General features: G+C 66.0%; 22 protein-coding genes and 1 tRNA gene. 14 read left to right on the forward strand and 9 right to left on the reverse strand.

The genetic code is table 11. The features are described from left to right. Positions 1-109: 109 nt before the first annotated feature. The 4 genes from HT578_RS22485 to hisS form a co-directional block, all read right to left on the reverse strand. Positions 110-979: a DUF4167 domain-containing protein gene (locus HT578_RS22485; RefSeq protein ID WP_213500545.1), complete on the reverse strand. Its 870-nt coding sequence runs from the start codon at positions 977-979 to the stop codon at positions 110-112. 244 nt (positions 980-1,223) lie between these two features. Beyond that, positions 1,224-2,072 (reverse strand): peptide chain release factor N(5)-glutamine methyltransferase, encoded by an 849-nt coding sequence (prmC, locus tag HT578_RS15330; RefSeq protein WP_213500547.1) that lies wholly within the window; start codon positions 2,070-2,072, stop codon positions 1,224-1,226. Beyond that, a complete protein-coding gene (gene prfA, locus HT578_RS15335) occupies positions 2,065-3,135 on the reverse strand; it encodes a peptide chain release factor 1 (protein WP_213500549.1) in 1,071 nt (356 codons plus the stop codon). The genes prmC and prfA overlap by 8 nt, the downstream gene beginning before the upstream one ends. 10 nt (positions 3,136-3,145) lie before the next feature. Beyond that, on the reverse strand, positions 3,146-4,390 hold the full coding sequence (hisS, locus tag HT578_RS15340) for a histidine--tRNA ligase (protein ID WP_213500551.1): 1,245 nt from the start codon (positions 4,388-4,390) through the stop codon (positions 3,146-3,148). A 102-nt stretch (positions 4,391-4,492) separates the two neighbouring features. Between hisS and HT578_RS15345 the strand changes: the two genes are divergently transcribed. Beyond that, on the forward strand, positions 4,493-6,445 hold the full coding sequence (locus HT578_RS15345) for a M61 family metallopeptidase (RefSeq protein ID WP_213500553.1): 1,953 nt from the start codon (positions 4,493-4,495) through the stop codon (positions 6,443-6,445). Positions 6,446-6,643: 198 nt separating this feature from the next. Continuing rightward, positions 6,644-7,186, forward strand: coding sequence for an inorganic diphosphatase (gene ppa, locus HT578_RS15350; protein WP_039389216.1), 543 nt, complete (start codon positions 6,644-6,646; stop codon positions 7,184-7,186). A 137-nt stretch (positions 7,187-7,323) separates the two neighbouring features. Here the strand turns inward: ppa and HT578_RS15355 are convergent, their stop codons facing one another. Continuing rightward, positions 7,324-7,650, reverse strand: coding sequence for a WYL domain-containing protein (locus HT578_RS15355; RefSeq protein ID WP_039389215.1), 327 nt, complete (start codon positions 7,648-7,650; stop codon positions 7,324-7,326). Positions 7,651-8,165: 515 nt separating this feature from the next. Here HT578_RS15355 and HT578_RS15360 point away from each other — a divergent pair. The 3 genes from HT578_RS15360 to HT578_RS15370 all read left to right on the forward strand — a co-directional run bounded on the left by HT578_RS15360 (position 8,166) and on the right by HT578_RS15370 (position 10,852). After that, the gene (locus tag HT578_RS15360) at positions 8,166-9,098 is read left to right on the forward strand and encodes a PAS domain-containing protein (RefSeq protein WP_213500555.1); all 933 of its coding nucleotides are present in this window, start codon (positions 8,166-8,168) and stop codon (positions 9,096-9,098) included. A gap of 164 nt (positions 9,099-9,262) precedes the next feature. Further along, entirely contained in the window at positions 9,263-9,631 is a 369-nt protein-coding gene (locus HT578_RS15365) for a hypothetical protein (protein ID WP_213500557.1), read from the forward strand. Positions 9,632-9,907: 276 nt separating this feature from the next. Continuing rightward, positions 9,908-10,852, forward strand: coding sequence for a PAS domain-containing protein (locus HT578_RS15370; RefSeq protein WP_213500559.1), 945 nt, complete (start codon positions 9,908-9,910; stop codon positions 10,850-10,852). A 66-nt stretch (positions 10,853-10,918) separates the two neighbouring features. Here the strand turns inward: HT578_RS15370 and HT578_RS15375 are convergent, their stop codons facing one another. Both HT578_RS15375 and HT578_RS15380 read right to left on the reverse strand, forming a co-directional pair. Next, positions 10,919-12,370 carry an NAD-dependent succinate-semialdehyde dehydrogenase gene (locus tag HT578_RS15375; RefSeq protein WP_213500561.1) on the reverse strand — a complete coding sequence of 484 codons (1,452 nt, stop codon included), beginning with the start codon at positions 12,368-12,370 and terminating at the stop codon, positions 10,919-10,921. Positions 12,371-12,573: 203 nt separating this feature from the next. After that, complete coding sequence (locus tag HT578_RS15380; protein ID WP_213500563.1) at positions 12,574-12,873, reverse strand: GNAT family N-acetyltransferase; 300 nt, start codon at positions 12,871-12,873, stop codon at positions 12,574-12,576. 73 nt (positions 12,874-12,946) lie between these two features. Between HT578_RS15380 and HT578_RS15385 the strand changes: the two genes are divergently transcribed. After that, on the forward strand, positions 12,947-13,942 hold the full coding sequence (locus HT578_RS15385) for a threonine aldolase family protein (RefSeq protein WP_213504383.1): 996 nt from the start codon (positions 12,947-12,949) through the stop codon (positions 13,940-13,942). A 29-nt stretch (positions 13,943-13,971) separates the two neighbouring features. Further along, positions 13,972-14,877: a DMT family transporter gene (locus tag HT578_RS15390; protein ID WP_213500565.1), complete on the forward strand. Its 906-nt coding sequence runs from the start codon at positions 13,972-13,974 to the stop codon at positions 14,875-14,877. Here the strand turns inward: HT578_RS15390 and HT578_RS15395 are convergent. Beyond that, positions 14,787-15,632, reverse strand: a complete 846-nt coding sequence (locus HT578_RS15395) for a Rossmann-fold NAD(P)-binding domain-containing protein (protein WP_213500567.1) — start codon at positions 15,630-15,632, stop codon at positions 14,787-14,789. The two genes, HT578_RS15390 and HT578_RS15395, sit on opposite strands and share 91 nt — an antisense overlap. Positions 15,633-15,740: 108 nt before the next feature. On the opposite strand from HT578_RS15395, the gene pepN reads away from it, so the two are divergent. From pepN to HT578_RS15425, 6 genes are all read left to right on the forward strand, one after another. Next, positions 15,741-18,395, forward strand: a complete 2,655-nt coding sequence (gene pepN, locus HT578_RS15400) for an aminopeptidase N (protein ID WP_213500569.1) — start codon at positions 15,741-15,743, stop codon at positions 18,393-18,395. Next, entirely contained in the window at positions 18,388-19,170 is a 783-nt protein-coding gene (pgeF, locus tag HT578_RS15405) for a peptidoglycan editing factor PgeF (protein ID WP_239026315.1), read from the forward strand. The genes pepN and pgeF overlap by 8 nt, the downstream gene beginning before the upstream one ends. 263 nt (positions 19,171-19,433) lie before the next feature. Then, complete coding sequence (gene petA, locus HT578_RS15410) at positions 19,434-19,967, forward strand: ubiquinol-cytochrome c reductase iron-sulfur subunit (protein WP_148627413.1); 534 nt, start codon at positions 19,434-19,436, stop codon at positions 19,965-19,967. Positions 19,968-19,990: 23 nt separating this feature from the next. Beyond that, positions 19,991-21,274 (forward strand): cytochrome b, encoded by a 1,284-nt coding sequence (locus HT578_RS15415; protein ID WP_213500571.1) that lies wholly within the window; start codon positions 19,991-19,993, stop codon positions 21,272-21,274. A 30-nt stretch (positions 21,275-21,304) separates the two neighbouring features. Next, complete coding sequence (locus tag HT578_RS15420) at positions 21,305-22,114, forward strand: cytochrome c1 (protein ID WP_039389201.1); 810 nt, start codon at positions 21,305-21,307, stop codon at positions 22,112-22,114. Positions 22,115-22,224: 110 nt separating this feature from the next. Then, positions 22,225-22,761, forward strand: a complete 537-nt coding sequence (locus tag HT578_RS15425; RefSeq protein ID WP_213500573.1) for an adenine phosphoribosyltransferase — start codon at positions 22,225-22,227, stop codon at positions 22,759-22,761. A gap of 15 nt (positions 22,762-22,776) precedes the next feature. Here the strand turns inward: HT578_RS15425 and HT578_RS15430 are convergent, their stop codons facing one another. After that, positions 22,777-24,156, reverse strand: coding sequence for a malonyl-CoA decarboxylase domain-containing protein (locus HT578_RS15430; RefSeq protein WP_213500575.1), 1,380 nt, complete (start codon positions 24,154-24,156; stop codon positions 22,777-22,779). A gap of 200 nt (positions 24,157-24,356) precedes the next feature. On the opposite strand from HT578_RS15430, the gene HT578_RS15435 reads away from it, so the two are divergent. Next, positions 24,357-24,430, forward strand: a tRNA-Gly gene (locus HT578_RS15435). The last annotated feature ends 100 nt before the right edge of the window (positions 24,431-24,530 follow it).

The raw sequence follows: 24,530 nt of genomic DNA on the forward strand, positions 1-24,530 counted from the left end.
GCCCGGGACGCAAGCAAACTCGCACGGGAACAGGCCGCAAGGCGTGCGTGCAGGCAGGGCTGTTGCCGAAAAGGGGGTCGGCCGGGCACGGGGCCCGGCCGGGAGAGGATCAGGCCTCGGCTTCGGCGGCGCTGGAGGCCGTGTCGTCGTTCGAGGCGGTCTTGCGGGTAGTGCGGCGGCGGGGGCGGGGCTTGGCCTCGCCTGCGTCTTCACCGGTCGCTTCATCAGCGCTTTCCGCGTCGGGCGCGCTCTTGGCGGCCGTCTTGCGGGTGCGGGTGGTCTTGGGCTTGTCGCCTGTCGGAGCGGCCTTCTTGGCGCGGGTGCGCTTGGCGGGCTTGTCCTCGGCCGGGGCCTCGTCTTCCGCGTCGCTCTCCTCGCCACTGATGGCGATCGAGGGCGGAAGGACGCTGGAATCGAAACCCGTATCGGCACTCGCCTCGTCGCTGTCGTCGCGGGCATCGTCCTTGCCGCGGCGCGGCTTGCGGGTCTTGGTGCCCGAGCGGTTGTCGCGCACGAAGGGGTTGTCGGCCGGTTCGTAGACCGAGCGGCCCCGCTCCTCGCCCTCGTCCGACGCGTCCGATCCGTCCGTGCCGGCGCGGGTGTCGTTCGAGGAGGCGTCGCCACGGCGCGGGTTGTCGCGCGAGCGTTCACGGCCACTGTCACGACCATTGTCGCCGTAGCTGTCCGAGAAGTCGCCATCGTCCTGGCCGCGATCGTCGCGACGCGGCTGGCGGGCCTCTTCCTGGCGCTGCTTCTGGTCCGCGATCACCCGGAAGTAGTGGTCCGCGAACTGGTGGTAGTACTCTTCCTGGACGCGATCGCCGTTGAGCATCGCGTCGTGGGCCAGCTTCTTGTACTTCTCGAGCAGCTGGGGCGCGTTGCCGCGCGCCCGGCTGTCGATGCGGTTCATCTGCTGGCCGTTCTGTTGGCGATTGTTACCGCGGCCACGCCTGCGGTTGTTACCACGATTGTTATTCAAGGATAACTTTCCTCAAAACCCCTGGCATCCACTCGATCACGAGCTGGATTGCCGAATGTCGCATGACACGGCGGGCCCCCCGGCTGCCGAGACTTATACATTTGCTTCAATGCTGTCCGATGAGAGGGACACTACCCGCAAATGCTGGGAGTGAGCCGGGTTATGGGGAAAAATCATCCATCAACCGGTTCGCAGCAATCCATAGGCACTCCGAAGAGCGATTCCAAGTTAAATCTTGCCCGTATCAGTGGACAACGTGCGAAAATGCGACGACGCGCGGCCGATTTGCCAGATCTCGATAGAGTCGTGTCGAAAGATTTACCGCTTCCCCCAGGGCCATTACGGCCTCTGCCTGGGTGTAGCCGATCTCGACGAGAGCAAGGCCGCCCGGGGTGAGCAGGTCGGGCAGCTGGGGCACGAGTATACGGTAATCATCGAGCCCGTCGGGGCCGGAGAACAGCGCGCCCGCAGGCTCGAAGGCATGAACGCTGGTGTCAAGCTCGGCGTCGTCCTCGACATAGGGCGGGTTGGCAAGGACAAGGTCGAAACGCCCCAGGTCCGCGCGCCAGTTGTCCTGCGTCCAGTCGACTGGGCGAAAAGCCGCGCGCGTCCCGGCCGCTTGCGGGTGGCGCGCGGCGTTTGCAGCGGCCACGGCCAGCGCTTCGCCGGAGCGATCGATGCCCAGCCCCCTGGCCTCGGGAAACAGTGAGAGCGCCGCGATCAACAGTGCGCCCGAGCCGGTGCCAAGGTCGAGAATGCGCTTTGGGGGACGACCTTCGAGCGCCGTGCGCGCGGCCTCGATCACCGTCTCGCTGTCGCCGCGCGGGATCAGGACCGCGGGCGAGACAGCCAGTTCCAGGCCATAGAAATCGGTCGATCCCACAATGTAGGCGACTGGCTCATGGGCCTCCCGGCGCGCGACGAGCCGGGCAAAGTCTGCAGGCTCGGGATCACGCATATGGTGCAGGAGCAGCTGCGAGCGCGTGGCGTCGAGGGCGTGCGCCATGAGCACTTCGGCGTCGAGCCGGGCGGTGTCGCTGGTGGCGGACAGGCGCTCGGTTGCCGCGCGCAGCGCGGCCGCGACATCAGCCATCCATCGCGGCGAGGCGCTTGGCTTCGTCCTCGGCGATGAGCGCGTCGATCAGCTCGCCAAGCCCTGTGCCTTCCAGCACTTCGGGCAGGCGGTGGAGCGTCAGGTTGATGCGGTGGTCGGTCACGCGCCCTTGCGGGAAGTTGTAGGTGCGGATGCGCTCCGAACGGTCGCCCGAGCCGACCATGGCCTTGCGCGCCTCGGCCTCGGCGCCTTGCGCTTCATCGCGCATCTTCTCGTAGAGGCGCGCGCGCAGGACCTGCATGGCCTTGGCCTTGTTCTTGTGCTGCGAGCGCTCGTCCTGGCAGGTGACGACAATGTCGGTCGGAAGGTGGGTGATGCGCACGGCCGAATCGGTCGTGTTGACGTGCTGGCCGCCCGCCCCGCTGGCGCGGTAGATGTCGATCTTGAGGTCCTTGTCCTCGATCTGGACATCAACCTCGGTGGGTTCGGGCAGGACCGCGACGGTGGCCGCCGAAGTGTGGATGCGCCCGCCCGATTCGGTGACGGGAACGCGCTGCACGCGGTGCACCCCGCTCTCGAACTTGAGCTTGGCAAAGACGCCCGTGCCCGTGACGTTGGCGACGACTTCCTTGAAGCCGCCGACATCGCTGGCGTTCGCGCTCACCATCTCGACCCGCCAGCCCTGTTCGGCGGCGTACTTCTCGTACATGCGGTAGAGGTCGGCGGCGAAGAGCGCGGCCTCGTCGCCGCCCGTGCCCGCGCGGATTTCCAGCATCGCGGGGCGTTGGTCAGCGGAATCGCGCGGCAGCATGGCAATGGCGAGCTGGCGCTCGCGTTCGGGCAGTTCCCCCTTTAGGCGCGCCACTTCCTCGGCGGCCAGAGCGCGCATCTCGGGATCGCTGTCCTCCATGGACTGCAGATCGGAAAGTTCGCCGCGCATGGCCGCGACTTCGGCCGCGACGCGCGCCACGGGCTCGAGCTCGGCGTAGTCGCGGCTGGCCGCGACAAAGGCGTCCCCTTCCAGCGTGCCCGAGGCCAGGCGCGCCTCAAGCTCGCCGAAGCGGTGCGCGATCTGGCGCAGGCGGTCGTCGGACAGGCTCATGCGCCGCGGCTCACGGGTGGATCTGCTGGAGAACCTGCTCGACCGCGAGCGATTCCGCGCTCGGTTCGGAGGTCTTGACGTTGGCCGTGGGCACGCCGTCCTTCACGATGAAGGAGACGATCACTCGGGCGCCCGCCTTCACGGCCTTGTCGTAGCGCTTGCGGGGCGAGCCGCTGGCGATCATCTCGGCATCGATGCCCTGGAAGCGCAGCGCGGTGATGGCCTTCTGCGCGAAGGGCAGGGCGGCGTCATCCTCGACCGCGAGCACGCAGGTGAGCTGGCTCTGGGGCACCAGACCTGCATCCGCGACCAGCATGGCAAGGCGCTCGATACCCGCGGCCCAGCCCACTGCCGGCGTCGCGGGACCACCCAGCGCTTCGAGCAGGCCGTCGTAGCGTCCACCGCCCAGCACGGTCCCCTGCGCGCCGAGGCGGTCGGTGACGAATTCAAAGGCGGTGTGGCGGTAGTAGTCGAGCCCGCGCACCAGCGAAGGCGTGCGCACATAGCGTACCGAGGCCGCGTCGAGCCCCTGCGTGACCGCGCCGAAGAAGTCCTGTGCGGCGCTCGACAGGAAGTCGTCGATCCGGGGCGCATCGGCGGTGAAGGGCTTGTCGCGCGGGTCCTTGGAATCGAGGATGCGCAGCGGGTTGCGTTCGAGGCGCTCCTGGGAATCTTCGGACAGTTCGGCAACGTGGTCGCGGAAGTATTCGATCAGCGCGGCGCGCCAGGCTTCGCGGCTTTCGCCATCGCCCAGGGTATTGAGCTGAAGCGTGATCTCGCCCGCGATGCCCAGTTCCTTGAGGAGCTGATCGGCCATGACGAGGAGTTCGACGTCGAACGTGGGCTCGGCCGCGCCGATCACTTCGGCGTCGATCTGGTGGAACTGGCGGTAGCGGCCCTTCTGCGGGCGCTCGTAGCGGAAGATGGGGCCGTGCGTCGCGATCTTGAGCGGGGCGTACTGCTTCCATCCGTTCGTGAGGTAGGCGCGCGCCAGGCCGGCGGTGAACTCAGGGCGCAGGGTCAGCGATTCGCCGCCACGATCGTCGAACGAGTACATTTCCTTGGAGACGACGTCGGTCGTCTCGCCCAGTGAGCGGGCGAACACCGGGGTCTTCTCGAAGACCGGCATTTCCACGCGGTGGAAGCGGTACAGGCGGCGCATGCGCTCGAAGGTTGCGACGACGTGGGCGAACGCTTCGGCGTCGGCGCCGAAGATGTCCTGGGTTCCGCGAATGGCCTGTGGTGTCTTGCTCATCGCGCGCGCTTAGCCCGAATGCGGAAAAGGATAAAGTGCACGATTGAAATGCGCCAATCCAAGGTTGCCAATCGGCGCGCGGCGCGGGTAGGTGTACGCGTAATGAAGTATCATACCGCGCTCGTCTCGCTCTCCGCTCTCCTTTTCGCCTCCTCGGCCCTCAACGCCCAGGACGCGTCCCGCTCCACGCCGATGGCACCGGACCTTCCTCCCGCGATGCCCGCGGCGCAGGATGTCGACTATGCCGGCACCGTCTCGCTCGACATCGACGCGACCGATGTGGCGCGCGGCGTCTACTCGGTCACGCAGGTCTTCCCGGTCGCGGCCGGAACGAAGGACCTGATCCTTATGCAGCCGGGCTGGCTGCCGGGCAACCACTCCGAGACCGGACCTTATTCGCTGCTGGCGAACTTCCACTTCTACGCCGATGGCAAGGAAATCCCCTGGGTGCGCGACACGGTGGCGGTGAACGCCTTCCACCTCGCGCTGCCCGAAGGCACCAAGGCGGTGACCGCCAGCTTCGTCCACACCTCGCCCGTGCGCACGAACGAGGGGCGCATCACCATGACGCGCGAGATGCTCAACCTGCAGTGGGAGAAGATGAGCCTCTACCCGGCAGGCTATTACACCCGCCGCATTCCCTACAAGACGACCGTCAAGGTGCCGGCAGGCTGGGACGTCTTCACCGCGCTCGACGGCAAGGTGCGCAGCGGCGACACGCTGACCTGGGACGTCACCGACTACCAGCGCCTCGTCGATTCGCCGATCTTTGCGGGCAAGTACGCGCAGAGCTGGGATCTGGGCCACGACGTCACCATGAACGCGGTCGCCGACAAGCCCGAACTGCTGGGCATCGCGCCCGAGCACATGGAGTACTATCGCCATCTCGTCGACGAGGCGCTGGCGACCTTCGGTGCCCGCCACTTCGACACGTACGATTTCCTCCTCGCGCTGACCGACCGCATGGGCGGTATCGGGCTTGAGCACCACCGTTCGAGCGAGAACCAGTACGAGCCCAAGGCCTTCATCGACTGGGACGCGATGGACTGGGATCACAACGTGATCGCGCACGAATTCGTGCACAGCTGGAACGGCAAGTACCGCCGTCCCGCCGACCTGTGGACGCCCGATTACCAGCAGCCCATGCAGAACACGCTGATGTGGGTCTACGAAGGCCAGACCCAGTTCTGGGGCTATATCCTGGCCGCGCGATCGGGCGTGCAGTCCAAGCAGACCGTCCTGGACCAGTTCGCGGTGGCGGCCGCCAAGTACCTTGAAGGTACGCCCGGGCGCAGCTGGCGCTCGGTCGAGGACACCACCCATGCGCCGCAGCTGGCGCGCCGTCGCCCGCTGCCGTTCGTCTCGCTCACCCGCAGCGAGGACTACTACGTGGAAGGTGCGCTGACCTGGCTGGAAGCCGACCAGATCATCCGCCGCGGCACCAAGGGCAAGAAGGGCCTCGACGATTTCGCCAAGGCCTTCTTCGGCATGCGCGACGGTGACTGGGGCGAACTGACGTACGATTTTGACGAAGTGGTCGAGACGCTGAACGGGGTCTACGCCTACGACTGGGCCGACTTCCTGAAGACGCGACTCTACAAGACCAACCAGCCTGCACCGATGCGCGGCATCGAGATGGCCGGTTACAAGCTGGTCTGGAAGGAAGAGCCCAACTCCTACGAGAAGGGCCGCGGCGGCTACTCCAACTCGCTCAACCTCACCTATTCGCTGGGTGTGGGCCTGGGCGCCGATGGCACGGTGGGGGCCGCCTTGTGGGATTCGCCCGCCTTCGATGCCGGGCTTGTCAACGGCAGCCAGATCGTCGCGGTCAACGGCGAGAGCTACAGCGCCGACACGATCAAGAAGGCCATCACCGCGGCCAAGACCGGGAACGCGGCGGCCGACAAGCCGATCGAACTTCTGGTCAAGCGCGGCGATCACTACGAGACGGTGGCGATCGACTACCACGAGGGGCTGCGCTTCCCCTGGTTGGAAAGCACCACGCCGGGCAAGGAAAACGGCTTCGACCGTCTGCTTGACGCCCGCACGCGCTGAAGCGTGAGGACGGGGCCTAGACCAAGGTCGGGTTCCAAGAGATATAAGCCAATTGTTAAGAGCGGGGGCCTTCTAGGCTCCCGCTCTATCCGTTCGTGTGGATACAAGGTTGTTGCGGCCCACCCGGTGCCCCGCTAAGCCGCGTTCCACTGAGATTACTATCGATACTTTGTTAAGTGTCTAAGAAGAAGGACGACCATGCGCATCGACATGATTCCCGTTGGGGACAATCCGCCGGAAAGTCTCAACGTCGTCATTGAGGTTCCCGTCGGCGGTGAACCCGTGAAGTACGAGTTCGACAAGGAGTCGGGTGCTCTTTACGTCGACCGCATCCTGCACACGCCGATGCGCTACCCGGCCAACTACGGTTTTGTGCCGCACACGCTCTCGCCCGACGGCGACCCGCTCGACGCGCTGGTCATCGCCCGTTCGCCCTTCATCCCGGGCTGCGTCGTGCGCGCGCGTCCGATCGCGGTGCTGAACCTCGAGGACGAGCACGGCGGCGACGAAAAGCTGCTGTGCGTACCGGTCGATTCAACTTTCCCTTACTATATCGACGTAAAGGAAAAGGCAGATCTTCCCGAGATCCTGCTGGCCCAGATCGAGCACTTCTTTACGCACTACAAGGACCTCGAAAAGGAAAAGTGGGTGCGTGTGGGCACCTGGGGCGGCGCAGCCGATGCGCGCCAGATCGTGCTCGAAGCGATCGAACGCTATGAAGAGACGAAGGCCAAGGCCTGATTCGCTCTTTTACGAGGTCCACTCCCCCATGTGGAACGAGGGTCGGCGGCGCAAGTCGTCGACCCTTTGCATTTGGGCCTTTGCATTTGGGAGAGAGGCGGGGCGCGGGAAGAAAGCGCGAGGCCGCCGCAAGCGCCTCAGGCGGTGACGGTGAAGACTTCCTCGTCGGTTTCGCGCGGCGGGGCCGGGTCGAAATCGGGCAGGGGCTCGAACACCTCTTCGGTCACCAGGAGGTTGGAAAGTCCGTCAAGTTTGAAGTGCCCGAGGCGCCGTTCTTCCTCGCTGCGCCAGTTCTTGTTCGGGTTGAACGCGCTGAGGAACAGCTCGTCGTGGCGGCTGAACAGGCGGTGCGGGGCAAGCAGCATTTCGGTGCCGTTGTACTCGGCGCGGATGTGGCGCTTGAGGGCAATGGCCTCGATCAGCTTGCGCTCGTTCGTGGCGTCGGTCTGGGGTGCGGTTGGCATGGGACGCCATAATGGGCGGGTATGGCGCGTGATACAAGCGGGAAAGCTGCTGCGAAGGCTGCAAGCGTGATGCCGTTTGCGGTACCCGGCGTGCGCTGTGTGCACGTGGCCACCGGGATTTGTGCAGGCGCTCAGTAAATGTATACGAATACAATCTGTGTGAACTATTTACCGCAAAAATAACTCTGATTACAGAAGTAAATGCCTTCTAAAGCATCTGCTTAACGACTCCTTAGAGATTATTCCCGATATCCTGCGGCAACGCAGCGAGGAGTCGGTGCGGGATGCACATGCCCGGGGGTGTTTTACCCCGAGGGTGGCCGGATCTGATCCGGCAGGCGGGGCCGCGTTGCGGTGCGCTGCCTGGTGATCTCGCGGTTCTTCTTCGCGTCATGTTTGAACCCGATATCGCTTTTGGACGGGACACCACAAGGCAGGAAATCGCGAGCCGTCCCCGGCTCTCGCCTGCCCGTGCTGGACGGTGCCGGAAGCGGGAGATGAAGTGCCGGCCAGTCATGACCGAGATCCAAGACCATACCGAGCGTCGCTTGCAGATTCAGGTCTACCAGGAGTGGGCGCGCGTGGCCAAGGCCAAGTCGTTTCCCTCCATGGAGGACATGGAGGAGGTCGTACTCGAAGGATTCCACGAGGACAGCGTCATCCTGCAGATGACCGAGGACGCGATGGACCCCATCATCGCCTTCGTCGGGAGCAACCTGCGCCGGGACTGCGGGAAGGGCACGCGTATCGAGCGCCTGCCCGACGTGCCCGGACTGACGCTGCTTTCGCGCTTCACCGATACCTACCTGCAGTGCATCGCGAACCGGGCGCCCGTCGGCTTCGAGGCCTCGTTCATCAATTGCCTGGAGGAGAACGTGCACTACCGCGGTATTCTGCTGCCGATCTCGAGCGATGGGCAGAACGTGGACACCGTCTGGGGTGTGACCAGCAGCAAGAGCGAGCCCCTGGCCGACTTCGCGGCCATGGCCGAGGAACTTGAACTCATCGACGAAGTGCCCGCCGCGGCGCCTTCGAATGACAATGCCGCCGCGCCTGTGGCCACGGGGGGCGACGTGCCAAGTGCGGAGGCGCAGCGCCTGGCACAAGGGCTGACCGCGTGCCGCGACATCGACGGTCTTGTCGGCCTCGCCCTGGTCGATATCGCCGATGGAGCTGTTGGCGCGCAGCTGGCCTGCGCCGGGGATCTCGACCTGGCCGGCGTTGCCGCGAGCGGTGCCGAACTCATCCGTCTCAAGCGCGAAGTCATTGCCCAGTGCGGCCTGGCCGAGCGCTTCGAGGAAGCGATCGTCACGACCCGGCGCCAGTTCTGGCTGCTGCAACCCCTGGAAGGGGGGGAGGACCTGCTGGTTCTCGCCGTGCTCGACAGGGACCGCGGCAATCTTGCCAACGCGCGGCGGCAACTGGGTCAGGCGCTCATGACAGGCTGATCCCAGGCCCCGCCTGAACCTGCTGTTCGCGGCACTTTCATCATGTCTTTTCCCGACTTTTCAGGAAGGTCCTCGGCGGCGCCGGGCTCCGTCAGGGGCTCTGCATCCCACTTTCCTTCCCACCTGTTTCCCCGCCCACATCTCAATCCAGAAAGGGATATCCTATGTCACTTGAAGCCAAGCTCAACGAATGCCTTGAAATCGACGGTGCAAAGGCCGTTGCGCTAGTCGATCTCGCCACCGGCATGGCGGTCGCGACCGCGGGCGATTCGAATGGTCTCGACCTCAACGTCGCGGCGGCAGGCAACACCAACGTGATGAAGGCCAAGCTGGCCACCATGAAGGATCTGGGTCTCGACGACGAAGTCGAGGACGTCCTCATCTCGCTCTCGAGCCAGTACCACATGATCCGCCCGCTGACCGACGACTCGGGCAAGGGCCTGTTCCTCTACCTCGTGCTCGACAAGGCCAAGGCGAACCTGGGCATGGCCCGCTTCAAGGTGTCGCGCATCGAGGCCGACCTCAAGGTCTGAGCCCGCGCACACGGCTGCGGGTCCCGTGGGCCTGCTCTGAAAATCCCGGTCCACGCCAAGGTGGGCCGGGATTTTGCATGTCTGGGCCCTGGAGATCCGCTCCCTGATCTCCGGATGATGAGAAAGTGTTCCATTTTACAGCGCTTTAAGTTGCATTTAGACATTCCTGAGATAGCGTCCCGAGAAGTGAGCGCCGTGCGTGGGCACGCTGCATCATGATCATGGGGAATGTGGCGGTCCTTCGGGGCTGTGCGGTGGTATGGGGCGCAAGTCCGGATGACGAGTGAAGACCAGGACCTTGTGGAGCGCCGGCTCCAGATGCAGGTCTACCATGAATGGGCCAGGCTCGCCCGGTCGCGTCCCTATCCCGATTTTCAGGACATGGAGGATGGCGCTCTCGAGCCGTTCCGCGCGGACAGTGCGATCGTGCAGGTTCACGAAGATGGCGAGGCCCCCCACCTGACCTTCGTGGGCGCAAACCTGCGCCGGGATTGCGGGGAGGGGGCCCGGCTGGAGCGCCGCGACGATGTCCCGGCTGCGACCCTGCTGGCGCATCTCACCGAAAACTGCGAGCAATGCGTCTCCAATCGCTCGCCGATCTGGTTCGAGGCCGAGTTCGACAACCGCCTTGGCGAAGCGGTGAAGGCGCGAGGTATCCTGCTGCCGGTGTCGAGCGACGGGGGAACCGTGGACATGGTCTGGTGCGCGGCAAGCTGCAGCTTCGAGGCGCGCAAGGAGCCTGTCACGCCCTTGCCGATTCCACCGGCGCTCGCGCAAGGGCAGGTTGCCCTCGAGGGCGAGGCGCTCGCCGCGATGCAGGATGACCCGGCCTTCCGCGTACTGGTCGTCGAACTGGGCAAGCGGCTGGTCGCAGCGGCCAGCCAGGAGGGACTGGTCGGCCTGGCGCTGGTTGCGATGGCCGGGGGCGAAGTCGTCTCGCAGCTGCGCCGCGGGCCCGGCTTCGACCTGCCGCGCACCGCGCAGTTCATGGCCGGGCTGGCGCGGGCCGAAACGCAGGCATTGGCCGCAGGGCCGGAGGCCGAGCGTGTCGAGCAGGTGGCCGTGACCACGGCCCGCCATGTCGGGTTCGCCCGTCCTTTGGGCGAGGTGCCCGGCCTCATGGTCCTCGTTGCGCTCGACCGGGGAGCGGTGAACCTGGCGAATGCGCGCATCGCCATGGCCCGGCTTGCCCGCGATCTGGATAGTGCGGGCGTCCGATAGAAAAAGCCCCGGAAGAACCGCATAGGTCCTGCCGGGGCCGTTCGTGCTTCGCCGTGGGCGAAGTCGTCAGGCGGGCTTCACGCCCATGCACAGGTACTTCAGCTCCATGTAGTCATCGAGCCCGTAGTGCGAGCCTTCGCGGCCCAGGCCCGACTGCTTGACGCCGCCGAAGGGGGCAACTTCGGTCGAGATGAGGCCGGTGTTGATGCCCACCATGCCCGCTTCGAGCGCTTCGGCGACGCGCCACACGCGGCTCATGTCCGAGGCATAGAAGTAGCTGGCAAGACCGAATTCGGTGTCGTTGGCCATGGCGATGGCCTCGGCTTCCTCGGTGAAGCGGATGACCCCGGCGAGCGGGCCGAAGGTCTCCTCGCGCGCCAGCAGCATGTCGGGCTTCACGTTGGCGACGACGGTCGGGTTGAAGTAGCTGCCGCCACGCTCGTTGCGCGAGCCGCCCGCGAGCACGGTCGCGCCGCCGTCGACGGCGTCCTTGAGGTGCTCCTCGACCTTGGCGACGGCCTTTTCATCGACCAGCGGGCCGACTTCGGTGCCTTCGTCGAGGCCATAGCCCACCTTCATCGCCTTCACGCGCGCGGCCAGCTTCTCGACGAATTCGTCGTAGACGCCGTCCTGGACGTAGAAGCGGTTGGTGCACACGCAGGTCTGGCCGCCGTTGCGGAACTTGGAGATCATCGCGCCTTCGATCGCCGCATCGACGTCGGCATCGTCGAAGACGAGGAAGGGCGCGTTGCCGCCCAGCTCCATCGAGCACTTCTTGACGGTGTCGGCCGATTCCTTGAGGAGCTGGCGGCCGATCTCGGTCGATCCGGTGAAGGTGATCTTGGCGACCTTGGGGCTGCCCGTCAGGGTCGAGCCGATCTGCCCGGCGCTGCCCGTCACCACGTTGACGACGCCTGCGGGAATGCCGGCCTTCTCGCACAGCGCGGCGATGGCGAGCGCGGAGTAGGGGGTCGCCGAGGCCGGCTTGATGACCATGGTACAGCCCGCTGCGAGCGCGGGGCCCAGCTTGCGGGTGATCATCGCATTGGGAAAGTTCCAGGGCGTGATCGCGCCGACAACGCCGACCGGCTGCTTGATGACGACGATGCGGCGGTCGCTGGCGTGGCCGGGGATGGTGTCGCCATAGGCGCGCTTGGCCTCTTCGCCGAACCATTCGATGAAGCTCGCGCCATAGGCGATCTCGCCCTTGCCTTCGGCGAGCGGCTTGCCCTGTTCGCGGCTGAGCAGTTCGCCCAGGTCATCCTGCGCGTCCATCATCAGTTCGTAGAGCTTGCGCAGGATCTTCGAGCGTTCACCCGCAGTCTTGGCGCGCCAGGCCGGAAGCGCGGCTTCGGCGGCGTCGATGGCGCGGCTGGTCTCGTCCGAACCCATCTTGGGGACGGTGCCCATGACCTCGCCGGTGCCCGGGTTGGTCACCTCGAGCGTCGCGCCCGAATCCGCATCGCACCACTTTCCATCGATATAGCACTGCTGTTTCAGGAAATCGGAATAAGCCATGTCGTGCGGGTCCTCTTGATCGTATTCGTCGTGTCGGGGCCTTGCGGCCGGTCCCGGCCTTGCGCGGGTGTCACCAAGGACAAGCGCGTATGCCGGGTGTTTGTTTCATAAGGTCACGCCATGCGGGGGCGGGCGGGTCCTGCCTTGCGCTACCTTGCAGATATTCGCTGCGCGGTAATGAATGCGTGCCTTGGTCGCGCGTGTCAGGCCTTCACGTCGGCCCACTCGGGATGGCGCGCGAAGGCCGCCACCACGTAGCTGCACAAGGGCTCGATGCGGAAATGGTTTTCGCGCGCGTCGGCAACCATCGCCTCGACGAGCCGTCCTGCAATCCCGCGCCCGCCGATTTCGGACGGGACCAGGACGAGGTCCGCACGGTGCACCGCAGGATTGCCCGCCTGCGTGGTCCAGGTCAGCTGGCCGAGGGCTTCGCTGTCGGCGGGATGGGCGCGGTATTCGCCCCCGGTCGCGGTTTCGTGGCGGGTGATGGTGAGGCCGACCATGGGCTCTCCTTCTGGCAAGGTGGCGTGCGGATGGACTTGACGCGGCGCAGGCGCGCTGGTGAGGCATATGGTCATGCAGTTCCTCTCCGACAATGCCGCCGCCGTCCATCCCTCCGTCTGGAAGGCGATGCAGGCCGCCGATGCCGCCGATGCGCCCTACGACAACGATGGCCTCAGCCGCGCGCTTGACGCGGCGTTCTCCCAGCTTTTCGGGCGCGAGTGTGCCGCGCTCTGGGTGGCGACGGGCACGGCGGCCAACTGCCTGGCGCTGTCCACCATGGTCCAGCCCCACGGCGCGGTGCTGTGCCACCGTGAGGCGCACATCGAGATGGACGAGGGCGGCGCGCCCGGCTTCTTCCTTCACGGCGCCAAGCTGATGACGGTGGAGGGGGATCACGCCAAGATCACGCCCGAGGCGCTGAAGGCTGCGGTCGCGGGCATCCGCGACGGGGTTCACCAGGTCCATCCGCATGCGGTCTCGATCACGCAGGCCAGCGAATACGGCTGCGTCTATCGCCCGGACGAGGTCGCGGCGCTGGCCTTCTTTGCCCGTGGTCAGGGCCTTGGCCTCCACATGGACGGCGCGCGCTTTGCCAACGCGGCGGCGTTCCTGGATGTCGCGCCCGGAGATATCGTCGCGGGCGTCGATGCCTTGAGCTTCGGGTTCATCAAGAACGGCGCGATGGGCGCCGAAGCGGTGGTCCAGTTCGATCCCGAGGAGGCCGAGGTCCTGCGCTTTCGCCGCAAGCGCGCCGGGCAGTTGCAGTCCAAGGGGCGGTTCCTGGCTGCGCAGATCCTCGCCATGCTGGAGGGTGACCTGTGGCTCGCAAACGCGCGCAGCGCCAACGCGGCCGCGGCTGAGCTGGCGGCGGCTGCGGGGCAGCGCCTGCTCCATCCGGTCGAGGCGAACGAGGTGTTCCTGACCTGCACGGCGGCCGAGCGCGCCGCGCTTCGCCAGCAGGGCTTCGGCTTCTACGACTGGGGCACCGAGGCCGCGCGCCTTGTCACCGCCTGGGACGCGAAGGCCGAAGACGTCGCCGCGCTTGCGCGGGCCATCGCCGCCCTCTAGGCGCCAAGCCTGATGGACACGCACCTATCATGAACGAGGATTCGCTGCTGCGCCCGGCCGTGGCGCTGCCCTTCCTGCTGGTCAGCCTGATCTGGGGATCGACCTGGTGGGTGATCACCGGGCAGATCGACGCGGCCCCGGCTGGCTGGTCGGTCGCCTGGCGCTTCCTGCTGGCGACGCCGGCGATGTTCGTGGTGGCCGCCGCGATGAAGCGGCCCTTGCGGATCGGACGCGCAGGCCATGTCCTGGCGATGCTGGTCGGCATCACGCAGTTCTGCGGGAACTACAACTTCGTCTACAGCGCCGAGATGTACCTGACCTCGGGCATCGTCGCGGTGATGATCGCGCTGATGCTGGTGCCCAACGCGCTTCTGGCGCGGGTCCTGCTGGGGCAGCCGATTACGCGTCGGTTCCTGGTCGGCAGCGGTATCGCGATTGCCGGGATCGGCCTCCTGCTTCTCCACGAAGCGCGCGAGGCGCCGCTGGCGGGCTCGGTCTGGCTGGGCGTGGTGCTCGCGCTCGCGGCCATGCTCTGCGCTTCGGTTTCCAATGTGATCCAGGCCAATGAAACGGGCCGCAAGCTCGCGATGGTGAGCCTGCTCGCCTGGGCCATGCTCTACGGCACGCTGGCCGATATCGCGGTCGCCTGGCTGCGCGACGGGCCGCCGGTGATCCCCACCGCGCCGCGCTACTGGCTGGGGACGGCCTACTTGGCCGTGTTCGGCTCGGTCGTGACCTTCCCGCTCTATTACACGCTGATCCGCAAGCTTGGGGCAGGGCGTGCGGCCTACAACGGCGTCGCGGTCGTCGTCATCGCGATGCTGCTCTCGACCGTGTTCGAGGGTTACCGCTGGTCGCTGCTGGCGGGGACGGGCGCGGGGCTCGCGACGCTGGGGCTCATCGTGGCGCTGAGCGCGCGCAAGCCCGCCACGTAAGTCGGGTAGCGCGGGCGCCAGCCCAGCACGCGCTTGGCCTTGCCGTTCGCCACGCGCCGGTTCTCGGCATAGAAACCGCGCGCCATGGGTGAGAGCCCGGCCTCGTCCAGGGTCTGGAGCGGGGGCAGTGGCAGGTTCAGGAGCGCGCAGGCGTGCTCGACCAGCCAGTTCTGCGGGCAGGGCAGGTCATCGGCAAGGTTGTAGGCGCCCGCAGGCTTTTCGATCCCCGCGAGCACGCCCGCCGCGATATCCTCCACGTGGACCCGGCTGAACACCTGGCCAGGGAGGTCGATGCGGTGCGCGCGGCCTTCTTGCACGCGTTCGAGGATCGAGCGGCCCGGTCCATAGATGCCGGGCAGGCGATAGACCCGCGCGCCCCGTTTCTGCCACTCCCGGTCCGCTTCGGCGCGCGCGGTGCGCCGTCCCGTGCCGATGGGGCTGGCCTCGTCCACCCAGGCCCCGCCCGCATCGCCGTAGACCCCGGTCGAGGACAGGTAGGACAGCGCCTTGCCCTTCAGCGCATCGCCATAGGTCTCCAGCACCGGATCGAGCGGCTCGCCGCGCGCTTCCTTGCCCGGAGGGACCGAGGACAGAACATGGTCGGCATCGGCCAGCGCGGTGCGCACCGAGCCTTCATCGTCGAAGGAGAGCGTGCCCGAACGGCCGGTGGAAATGACTTCCCAGCCTCTGGCTTCCAGGGCGCGGGCGAGGACAGAGGCGGTGTAGCCAAGGCCGAAGATGAAGAAACGTGGCATGGGGGAAGGGCCTAGCAGCCTTGTGCCCATTCGACAAAGTGTGCGCCTTGCGCGCAAAACGTATCTCCCCTGTCTGGCAATCGCGCCGGGAAGGGCTAGATAAGGCGCATGGACATCGCCAGCAGACCCGCCGAGCCCGAACAGAACCCCCAGACCGCCGACGCCGCGCCCGCGCCGCAGGCCCCGCCGGTGATCCGGCGTGAGGACTACCTGCCCCCGGCCTGGCTGGTGCCCGAGATCGCACTCGATTTCGACCTGGGCCTCGATGCGACGAAGGTCACCTCCACGCTCTCGGTGAAGCGCAACCCCGAAGGCAATGGGGCTGCGACCCTGCGCCTCAACGGCGACCAGATCTCGCCGGTTTCGGTGCGCGTCGATGGCGAGGCGGCAAGCGGCTGGCGCATGGACGGGCCCGATCTTCTGGTCGAGCTTTCGGGCGATGCGCACGAGGTCACCATCGAGACCGCGCTCGTGCCCTCGGGCAACAGCCAGCTCATGGGTCTCTACGCGTCCAACGGGATGCTCTGCACGCAGTGCGAGGCCGAGGGCTTTCGCCGCATCACGTTCTTCCCCGACCGGCCCGATGTCCTCTCGACCTATTCGGTGCGCATGTCGGGCGACAAGGCGACCTTCCCGATCCTGCTCGCCAACGGCAACTGCACGGCCGAGGGCGAAGGCGAGAACGGGACGCACTGGGCCGAGTGGTACGATCCCTGGCCCAAGCCCAGCTACCTCTTCGCGCTCGTCGCGGGCGAACTCATTGCCAACCACGGGACCTTCACCACGAAGAGCGGCCGCACGGTCGATCTCAACGTCTGGGTGCGCCCGGGCGATGAAGGCCGCACGCAGCACGCGCTCGATTCGCTGATCGCCTCGATGAAGTGGGACGAGGAGACCTTCGGGCGCGAGTACGATCTTGACCTGTTCAACATCGTCGCCGTGTCCGACTTCAACATGGGCGCGATGGAGAACAAGGGGCTCAACGTCTTCAACACGCGCTACGTGCTGGCCGACCCCGACACCGCGACCGACGCCGACTACGACGCCATCGAGGGCGTGATCGGGCACGAATACTTCCACAACTGGTCGGGCAACCGCGTGACCTGCCGTGACTGGTTCCAGCTTTCGCTGAAGGAAGGCTTCACGGTGCTGCGCGATCAGCTCTTCAGCGCCGACATGGGTTCCGAACCCGTCAAGCGCATCGAGGACGTGCGGATCCTGCGCATTGCCCAGTTCCCGGAGGATTCCGGCCCGCTCGCGCACCCGATCCGTCCCGATTCCTATCAGGAAATCAGCAATTTCTACACAGCGACCGTCTACAACAAGGGCGCCGAGGTGATCCGCATGATGCGGACTATGGCCGGAGAAGAGCGCTTCCGGAAGGGCACCGATCTCTACTTCGACCGGCACGATGGCACCGCGGCCACTTGCGAGGATTTCGTCAAGGCCATCGAGGATGGCGCGGGGCTCGATCTTGCGCAGTTCCGCCTGTGGTATTCGCAGGCCGGCACGCCGCAGGTCGCGGCAAGCCTGACGCAGGAGGACGGCAAGGCGGTCCTCACCCTGCACCAGACCGTGCCGACCACGCCGGGCCAGCCCGAGAAGCAGGCCATGCCGATCCCGCTGCGCGTCGCCCTGTTCGACCGCGCCACCGGCACCCATTCGGGCGAGAGCCTGGTCGTGCTCGACAAGGCCGAGGACCGCTTCGTCTTCGCCGACGCGCCCGCCGATCCGGTGCTCTCGATCAACCGCAGCTTCTCGGCCCCGGTCGCCATCGAAATGGCGCGCCCCGATGCCGATCTCGTCTTCCTCGCGGCCCGCGACGATGATCCCTTCGCGCGCTACGAGGCGATGCAGAGCCTCGTCGTCCAGCACCTCGTTGCGGCGGTCGGCGGCGGTCTCGACGAAGGCCAGCGCAGCGCCGGGCGCACGGCCATTGGCGAGGCGTTCCGCGCCATCGTGACCGACGCCGAACTCGACGACCTGATGCGCGGCGAACTGATGCTGCTCCCGGCAGAGAGTTATTTGGCCGAGCAGCTTCTTGTTTCCGATCCGGGCGCGATCCACGCCGAGCGCGAAGGGCTCAAGGCCTGGCTCGGTGCGACCCTTGCGGACGAACTCAAGGCCCTGCACGACCGCGTCTCGGCCGTGCCCTACAGCCGCGAGGCCGAGGCACGCGGTGCGCGCAAGGTGAAGACGCAGGCGCTTGTCTACATTGCGGCAGGCGACGGCGCCGAAGGCGCATCGCGCGGCATCGCCCAGTACCGCGCGGCCTCGTGCATGACCGACCGCCAGGGCGCGCTCATGGTGCTGGCCAGCCTCGACTGCCCCGAACGCGAGGAGGCGCTCGCCGACTTCTTGGCGCGCTACGAGGGCAACGCGCTTGTCATCGACAAGTGGTTCTCGCTCCAGGCGGGCTCGCTCCACCCGCGTGTGCTGGACCACGTCCGCGCGCTGGCCAAGCACCCGGAGTTCCGCATGTCGAACCCCAACCGGGTGCGCTCGGTCTTCATGGCCGCCGCGATGAACCCCGTCGCCTTCCATGACCCCAGCGGAGAGGGCTACCGCATGATTGGCGACATCATCCGCCGTCTCGACCCGATCAATCCGCAGACCGCGGCGCGCTTCGTGCCCTCGCTTGGCCGCTGGCGCCGGGTGGAACCTGCCCGCGCCAGCCTGATGCGCGCCGAGCTTGAGCGCATTGCGCAGGAGTCCGATCTGTCGCGCGATGTGCGCGAGCAGGTGAGCAAGAGCCTTGGCTGACCTGGATACGGCGGGCATCGATGTCGCCCGCGCTCAGGCGCTCGAGGGGATCGCACACGGTTTTCTCGGCCGCCGCGGCGGTGTCAGCGAAGGCGAAGTGGCCGGGCTCAACGTCGGCTACGGATCGGGGGATGACCGCGACAAGATCGATGCGAATCGGGCGCTTGTGGTGGACGCCGTGCTGCCCGGAGCGCAACTCGCGACCGTCTATCAGATCCATTCGCCCGACTGCGTGCGGCTTTCCGATCCCATCTGGACCGATGTGGATCGCCCGCGCGCCGACGCGCTGGTGACCGACCGTCCGGGTGTGCTCCTGGGCATTCTCACGGCCGACTGCGCGCCGGTGCTTCTGGCCGATCGCGAGGCGGGTGTCGTGGGCGCCGCGCACGCGGGCTGGAAGGGCGCTTTTGGCGGGGTGACCGACAGCACCGTTGCGGCGATGGAGACGCTGGGGGCCGACCGCAGCCGCATCGTCGCGGCCGTCGGCCCGTGCATCGCGCGGCGCAGCTACGAGGTCGATGACGCCTTTTTCCGCCGTTTCGTGGAAGCGGACACGGTGAACGAGAGCTTCTTTGCCGCCGGGCGCGAGGGCCACCACCAGTTCGACCTCGAAGCCTATGTCGCGGCACGTCTGGCCGCCTCGGGTGTGGGCCGAATCGAGACCCTGGGGCTCGATACCTACGCGGCGCCCGAGCGGTATTTCTCGTTCCGCCGTGCCACCCATCAGCATGCGGCAAATTACGGACGCCAGATATCCGTAATCGGCTTGACCTAGGTCAAGACAGCCCCCGAACAGAGCCACTACAACCCCGCCCGGGGCGCTTTCTTGCGGCTTGCTTGACCAAAAACACGGTTGGCAGGGCTGGTTTTCGTGTATATCAGCCGTGCCAAGTCGGTAGTGAGGACGAGATATATCTTGTTCCGGTACCGTACGTTGGGGGGATCCAAGCGAACCGTAGGTAAGCAACCTGGCCCCTTGTCGGTTCCGGCGCGCGTCGGTTTTGGCGGGGGGTTGTCTAAAGCAAGGCAAGGGCAAACATGGCAGAAGAAGATGGCGTGCGGAGGCGCGATTTCATCAATGTCGCGGCGGTAAGCGCGGCAGGAGTCGCCGGAATAGGGGTAGTCATTCCGCTGGTAAGCCAGATGTCGGCCTCGGCCGATGTCCTCGCGGCTTCCACCACCGAGGTCGATATCTCTTCTGTGCAGACCGGGCAGGCGATCAAGGCGATCTTCCGCAAGCAGCCGGTCTTCATCCGTAATCTCACCCAGCGCGAAATCGACGCGGCGAACGCGGTCGATGCCGCGAGCCTGCGCGATCCGCAGACGCTGGAAGAGCGGACCAAGGAAGGCAAGACCAACTGGCTGATCACCATGGGCGTGTGCACGCACCTGGGCTGCGTCCCGCTGGGCGCCGGCGAGGGGGAGCCGCGCGGTGAGTTCGGTGGGTATTTCTGCCCCTGCCACGGTTCGCACTACGACACCGCCGCCCGTATCCGTAAGGGCCCTGCGCCCCTGAACCTGCAGGTTCCGGACTACGAATTCACGTCCGACACTGTCGTGACCATCGGTTAAGCCCAAGAGAGAGGATCAAGAACATGAGCTTTCCCTGGGCCAAGGAATACACTCCCAGCCATCCCTTCATGAAGTGGATGGACGAGCGCCTGCCGGTGCCGCGCCTCGTCTACAACGCCGTCGGCGGCGGCTACGAGGTTCCGCGTAATCTCAACTATTTCTGGAACTTCGGTTTCCTCGCGGGGCTGTGCCTCGTGCTGCAGATCGTCACGGGCATCGTCATGGCGATGCACTACGCGGCGAACACCGAGGTTGCCTTCGACACCATCGAGCACACCGTGCGCGACGTGAACTGGGGCTGGCTGATGCGCTATGCGCACGCCAACGGTGCCTCGGCGTTCTTCGTCGTCATCTACGTCCACATCTTCCGCGGGTTCTACTTCGGCTCCTACAAGGCGCCGCGCGAGATGGTGTGGTTGCTGGGCGTCGTGATCTTCCTCCTCATGATGGCGACCGCCTTCATGGGCTACGTGCTTCCCTGGGGCCAGATGAGCTTCTGGGGCGCCAAGGTGATCACCGGCCTGTTCAGCGCGATCCCGCTTGTTGGCGAACCGCTCCAACAGTGGCTGCTCGGCGGATTTGCGCCGGATAACGCGGCGCTCAACCGCTTCTTCTCGCTGCACTATCTCCTGCCCTTCGTGATCGTGGGCGTGGTCATCCTGCACATCTGGGCACTGCACATTCCGGGCTCGTCGAACCCGACTGGCGTGGAAGTGAAGAGCGAGAGCGACACGGTTCCGTTCTATCCCTACTACGTCGCCAAGGACGGCTGGGCGATCGGCGTCTTCGCGATCCTCTACTGCGCCATGGTGTTCTTCGCGCCGAACTACCTGGGCCACCCGGACAACTACATTCCGGCCAACCCGATGTCGACGCCCGCGCACATCGTGCCCGAATGGTACTTCTGGCCGTTCTACGCGATCCTGCGCGCCTTCACCCAGGACTTCTTCTTCATCCCGGCCAAGCTGATGGGCGTGCTCGCGATGTTCGGAGCCATCCTGGTGTGGTTCTTCCTGCCCTGGCTGGACAAGTCGCCGATCCGTTCGTCGTCCTACCGTCCGCTGTACAAGAAGTTCTTCTGGTTCGGTCTGATCCCGACCATGGCGGTGCTGTTCTACTGCGGCGGCGCCGCGGCCGAAGAGCCCTACGTCATGATCAGCCAGATTGCCGCGCTGTACTACTTCGCGCACTTCCTGATCATCCTGCCGATCGTCTCGGCTATCGAGAAGCCCAAGCCGCTGCCCTTCTCCATCACCGAGGCTGTCCTCGGCAAGGACGAAGACGCGAAGCTTGAGCCTTCGACCTGATCAACAGCAAGACAGAAAGAGACGAAAGACATGGCACGCATTCTCTCGATCCTCGTCGGGCTGTTCTTCACGGTAGCCCTGGCCTGGTCCCTTGGGCTCGGGTTCTATACCTGGGCCACCGAACCGGCCCAGCCGACCGCCGAGCACGAGTTCCACGAGCATCCCAAGCACGTGAGCTTCTCCAGCGACGGGCCCTTCGGCACGTTCGACAAGCAGCAGCTGCAGCGCGGCTTTCAGGTCTACCAGCAGGTCTGCGCGGCCTGCCACGCCCTGAAGCACGTGGCCTTCCGCGACCTTGAAGAGCTGGGCTACAACGAGCCGGAAGTGAAGGCGATCGCGGCGCAGTTCACGATCCCCAAGTACGACGCGAAGACCGGCGAGGTTACCTCCAATCCGGGTACGCCCACCGACTACTTCCCGCCGGTTGCCTACGGCGGCCAGGGCTCGCCCCCGGATCTCTCGCTGATTACCAAGGCGCGTCACAACGGTGGACCCTACGTCTACTCGCTGCTGACCGGGTATCAGGACCAGCCCGCCGAACTGCTCAAGCACTTCCCGGACTCCAAGACCCCGGACGGGCTCTACTACAACCCGTACTTCGCCAACCTCAACCTGGCGATGCCCGCACCGCTGATGGAAGACATGGTCACCTATTCGGACGGCACCCCGGCCACGGTCGACCAGATGGCGAAGGACGTCTCGGCCTTCCTGATCTGGACCGCCGAGCCGACCATGGACAAGCGCAAGCAGACCGGTTGGCCGATCCTGGGCTTCCTGCTCTTCGCCACGATCCTGGGCTACATGTCCTATCGCAACATCTGGGCGAACAAGAAGCACTGAGCTTTGCCGTCCTGGTAGTCACACAGAACCCCTCCATCCTCGCGGTGGAGGGGTTCTTTCGCTATGGGGGCACCGCTGTGTTCCTCAACGAGTTCCCGGAGTAGCCCCACGTGACGCCTGAAGACCTGAAGCCGCTCGTCCGCACGATCCCGGATTTTCCCAAGCCCGGCATCCTGTTTCGCGATGTCACCACGCTGATGGGCCATGGCGAGGGCTTTGCCGCAGCGGTCGGGATGATGGCGGACAAGGTGCAGGCCTGCGAGGGGCAGGCGATCGCCGGGATCGAGGCGCGCGGCTTCATCTTCGGCGCGGCCATCGCGGCAAAGCTGGCCATGCCCTTCATTCCCGTGCGCAAACCCGGCAAGCTGCCCGTGCCCGTGCTCGCCATCGACTACGCGCTGGAATACGGCACGGACACGCTGGAGGTCGATCCAGGAGCGGTCGTAGATGGCAGCCGCATCGTCCTCATCGACGATCTCCTGGCAACGGGCGGTACGGCTCTGGCCGCATGCGAGCTTCTGCGCCGGGCAGGCGGCGTTGTTGCCGAGGCGCTGTTCCTCGTCGATCTGCCCGACCTTGGCGGAGCCGAGCGTCTGCGCCGCGCCGGGGTCGCGGTCGAGGCGCTGCTCGATTATCCTGGACACTAAGGCGGCGGTGAGCCGTCAGGCCGCTTCGGCCGACTTCCTGCGCTTGCCTCCACTCTCTTCGTCGCTGCCGTCATCCAGGAGCGCGCGGACCTTCTTCGAGGTCGCGACGGTGCCCATCTCGGCCAGAGCAAAGCAGTTGGCCTCGATGTAGTCGAGGTCATAGAGATAGTTGACCATGATGCCGCGCGATTGCTTGACCCCGTTGGGGGAGAGGTCCGCGTTCGCATGGATCGCCTCGAGGCGGGCACCATTGCCCAGGTGAAAACGCGCGACCGGATCACGCGGCTGGTTGCCCCGTCCCTTGGCCGAGACAAGATAGCGCGCGGCCTCGGCGCGCAAGATGTCGTCCGCAGGGGCAGGGGACTTGCCGGTTTCCTCCCCGTCCAGCCACCGGGCAAGCCCGGGTACGGGGGAGAGCGTCGCGAAAGTTTCGATGTGGGGAAGTTCCTCGCGCAGCTGCCCGACCACGCGCTTGATGAGGTGGTTGCCGAAGGGAATGCCCTTGAGGCCCTTCTGGCAATTGCTGATCGAATAGAAGATCGCGCACTTCGCCTCGCCGACCGGCACGCTCTCGCGCTCCTCGGCAATGACATCGTGGATGGCGCCCGGAACTTCGCGGGTCAGGGCGACCTCCACGAAGATCAGCGGGTCGAGCGGCATCTGCGAGTGGAAGAAGGCGTAACAGCGCCGGTCGACCGGCTCGACCCGGCGTTGCAGGTCGTCCCAGCCGCGAATGGCGTGGACCGCCTCGTAGCGGATGATGCGTTCGAGCAGGACCGCGGGCGAATCCCAGCCGATCCGGCGCAGTTCGAGGAAGCCTGCGTTGAACCAGGCGGTGAAGGCGCCTTCGAGTTCGCGGTCGAAGGCGAGGAGGCCGGCCGAGCGGTCTTCCCGGGCGACCGAAAGCAGGTCCTCGCGCAGCCAAAGCAGCTTCTGCGTACCGTCGGGGGCGGTGTTGAGAAGGTTGATGAGGCGCCGGCAGGGCGACTTGCTGGCCGCGTGAAGGGCAAGGCCGGAGGCCTCGTCGCGCTTGGCCTGCCACTGCGCAATGGCCTTGTCGATGGCGTGGGCATCGAGGGGATAGCGCTCGTGGATCGTTTCCAGAAAGCGGCGCCGCTCCGCCTCGTTGCGGCTTTCGTACAGGCGGAAGAAGGCGGCGGCGAGCGAGGGCCCCGAAGCGCGTCCGCGCACCGAGAGAAGGGCATCGGCAAGGTCGAGAAGATTCTCGCCGGGCGCGCTGGGCTGACCGATCCCGACGCTGCGCAGCAGTTTGCCGAGCCCGGCTCCGAGCAGCAGGTCGAGCGGCTTGCGCAGCCGCGCCGAGGCTGCGTTGGCGGCCGGAGCCGCTGGCGCTTGCGGGGATGGGGACGTGCGGTCGGGATGCGTCGTGGCCATGGCGATTCGCTCCTCCTCGTCTGGGACACCGGCAGTCTACCAGTCGCGGGGTGGGGCGGGAACCGGTGCGCGGTGAGGCGAGATCCATGATGGTGCTGGGGGCAAGCGCCAGGCATGTGAAAAGATATGTTGACTAGACGCGCGCTGTCGTGGCAAGCGGCTCGCCTTGGCAGCGCCCGACGCGCTGTCAGGCCGGCGTTGCGGGTATAGCATAGTGGTAATGCTCTAGCCTTCCAAGCTAGCTAGAGGGGTTCGATTCCCCTTACCCGCTCCACGCCCATTTCCCCAGAATTCGTTCGCAGCCACGCCATTTCAGGCCGCTTTTGCTCGTGCCTGTGGCACCGCACCGGGGCGCGCCCCGGTGCGGTCTGTGC

Origin of the sequence: Novosphingobium decolorationis (assembly GCF_018417475.1) — a bacterium.
GTDB classification, from domain to species: domain Bacteria; phylum Pseudomonadota; class Alphaproteobacteria; order Sphingomonadales; family Sphingomonadaceae; genus Novosphingobium; species Novosphingobium decolorationis.

What these genes read in the sequence shown, in the direction of transcription:
- HT578_RS15370 (WP_213500559.1), top strand. Translation starts at nt 9,908, where the DNA reads ATGACGAGTGAAGACCAGGACCTTGTGGAGCGCCGGCTCCAGATGCAG.
- HT578_RS15375 (WP_213500561.1), bottom strand. Translation starts at nt 12,370, where the DNA reads ATGGCTTATTCCGATTTCCTGAAACAGCAGTGCTATATCGATGGAAAG.
- ppa (WP_039389216.1), top strand. Translation starts at nt 6,644, where the DNA reads ATGCGCATCGACATGATTCCCGTTGGGGACAATCCGCCGGAAAGTCTC.
- HT578_RS15380 (WP_213500563.1), bottom strand. Translation starts at nt 12,873, where the DNA reads ATGGTCGGCCTCACCATCACCCGCCACGAAACCGCGACCGGGGGCGAA.
- HT578_RS15390 (WP_213500565.1), top strand. Translation starts at nt 13,972, where the DNA reads ATGAACGAGGATTCGCTGCTGCGCCCGGCCGTGGCGCTGCCCTTCCTG.
- HT578_RS15360 (WP_213500555.1), top strand. Translation starts at nt 8,166, where the DNA reads ATGACCGAGATCCAAGACCATACCGAGCGTCGCTTGCAGATTCAGGTC.
- petA (WP_148627413.1), top strand. Translation starts at nt 19,434, where the DNA reads ATGGCAGAAGAAGATGGCGTGCGGAGGCGCGATTTCATCAATGTCGCG.
- pepN (WP_213500569.1), top strand. Translation starts at nt 15,741, where the DNA reads ATGGACATCGCCAGCAGACCCGCCGAGCCCGAACAGAACCCCCAGACC.
- HT578_RS15385 (WP_213504383.1), top strand. Translation starts at nt 12,947, where the DNA reads ATGCAGTTCCTCTCCGACAATGCCGCCGCCGTCCATCCCTCCGTCTGG.
- prfA (WP_213500549.1), bottom strand. Translation starts at nt 3,135, where the DNA reads ATGAGCCTGTCCGACGACCGCCTGCGCCAGATCGCGCACCGCTTCGGC.
- hisS (WP_213500551.1), bottom strand. Translation starts at nt 4,390, where the DNA reads ATGAGCAAGACACCACAGGCCATTCGCGGAACCCAGGACATCTTCGGC.
- HT578_RS15420 (WP_039389201.1), top strand. Translation starts at nt 21,305, where the DNA reads ATGGCACGCATTCTCTCGATCCTCGTCGGGCTGTTCTTCACGGTAGCC.
- prmC (WP_213500547.1), bottom strand. Translation starts at nt 2,072, where the DNA reads ATGGCTGATGTCGCGGCCGCGCTGCGCGCGGCAACCGAGCGCCTGTCC.
- HT578_RS15365 (WP_213500557.1), top strand. Translation starts at nt 9,263, where the DNA reads ATGTCACTTGAAGCCAAGCTCAACGAATGCCTTGAAATCGACGGTGCA.
- HT578_RS15430 (WP_213500575.1), bottom strand. Translation starts at nt 24,156, where the DNA reads ATGGCCACGACGCATCCCGACCGCACGTCCCCATCCCCGCAAGCGCCA.
- HT578_RS15355 (WP_039389215.1), bottom strand. Translation starts at nt 7,650, where the DNA reads ATGCCAACCGCACCCCAGACCGACGCCACGAACGAGCGCAAGCTGATC.
- HT578_RS15395 (WP_213500567.1), bottom strand. Translation starts at nt 15,632, where the DNA reads ATGCCACGTTTCTTCATCTTCGGCCTTGGCTACACCGCCTCTGTCCTC.
- HT578_RS15415 (WP_213500571.1), top strand. Translation starts at nt 19,991, where the DNA reads ATGAGCTTTCCCTGGGCCAAGGAATACACTCCCAGCCATCCCTTCATG.
- HT578_RS15345 (WP_213500553.1), top strand. Translation starts at nt 4,493, where the DNA reads ATGAAGTATCATACCGCGCTCGTCTCGCTCTCCGCTCTCCTTTTCGCC.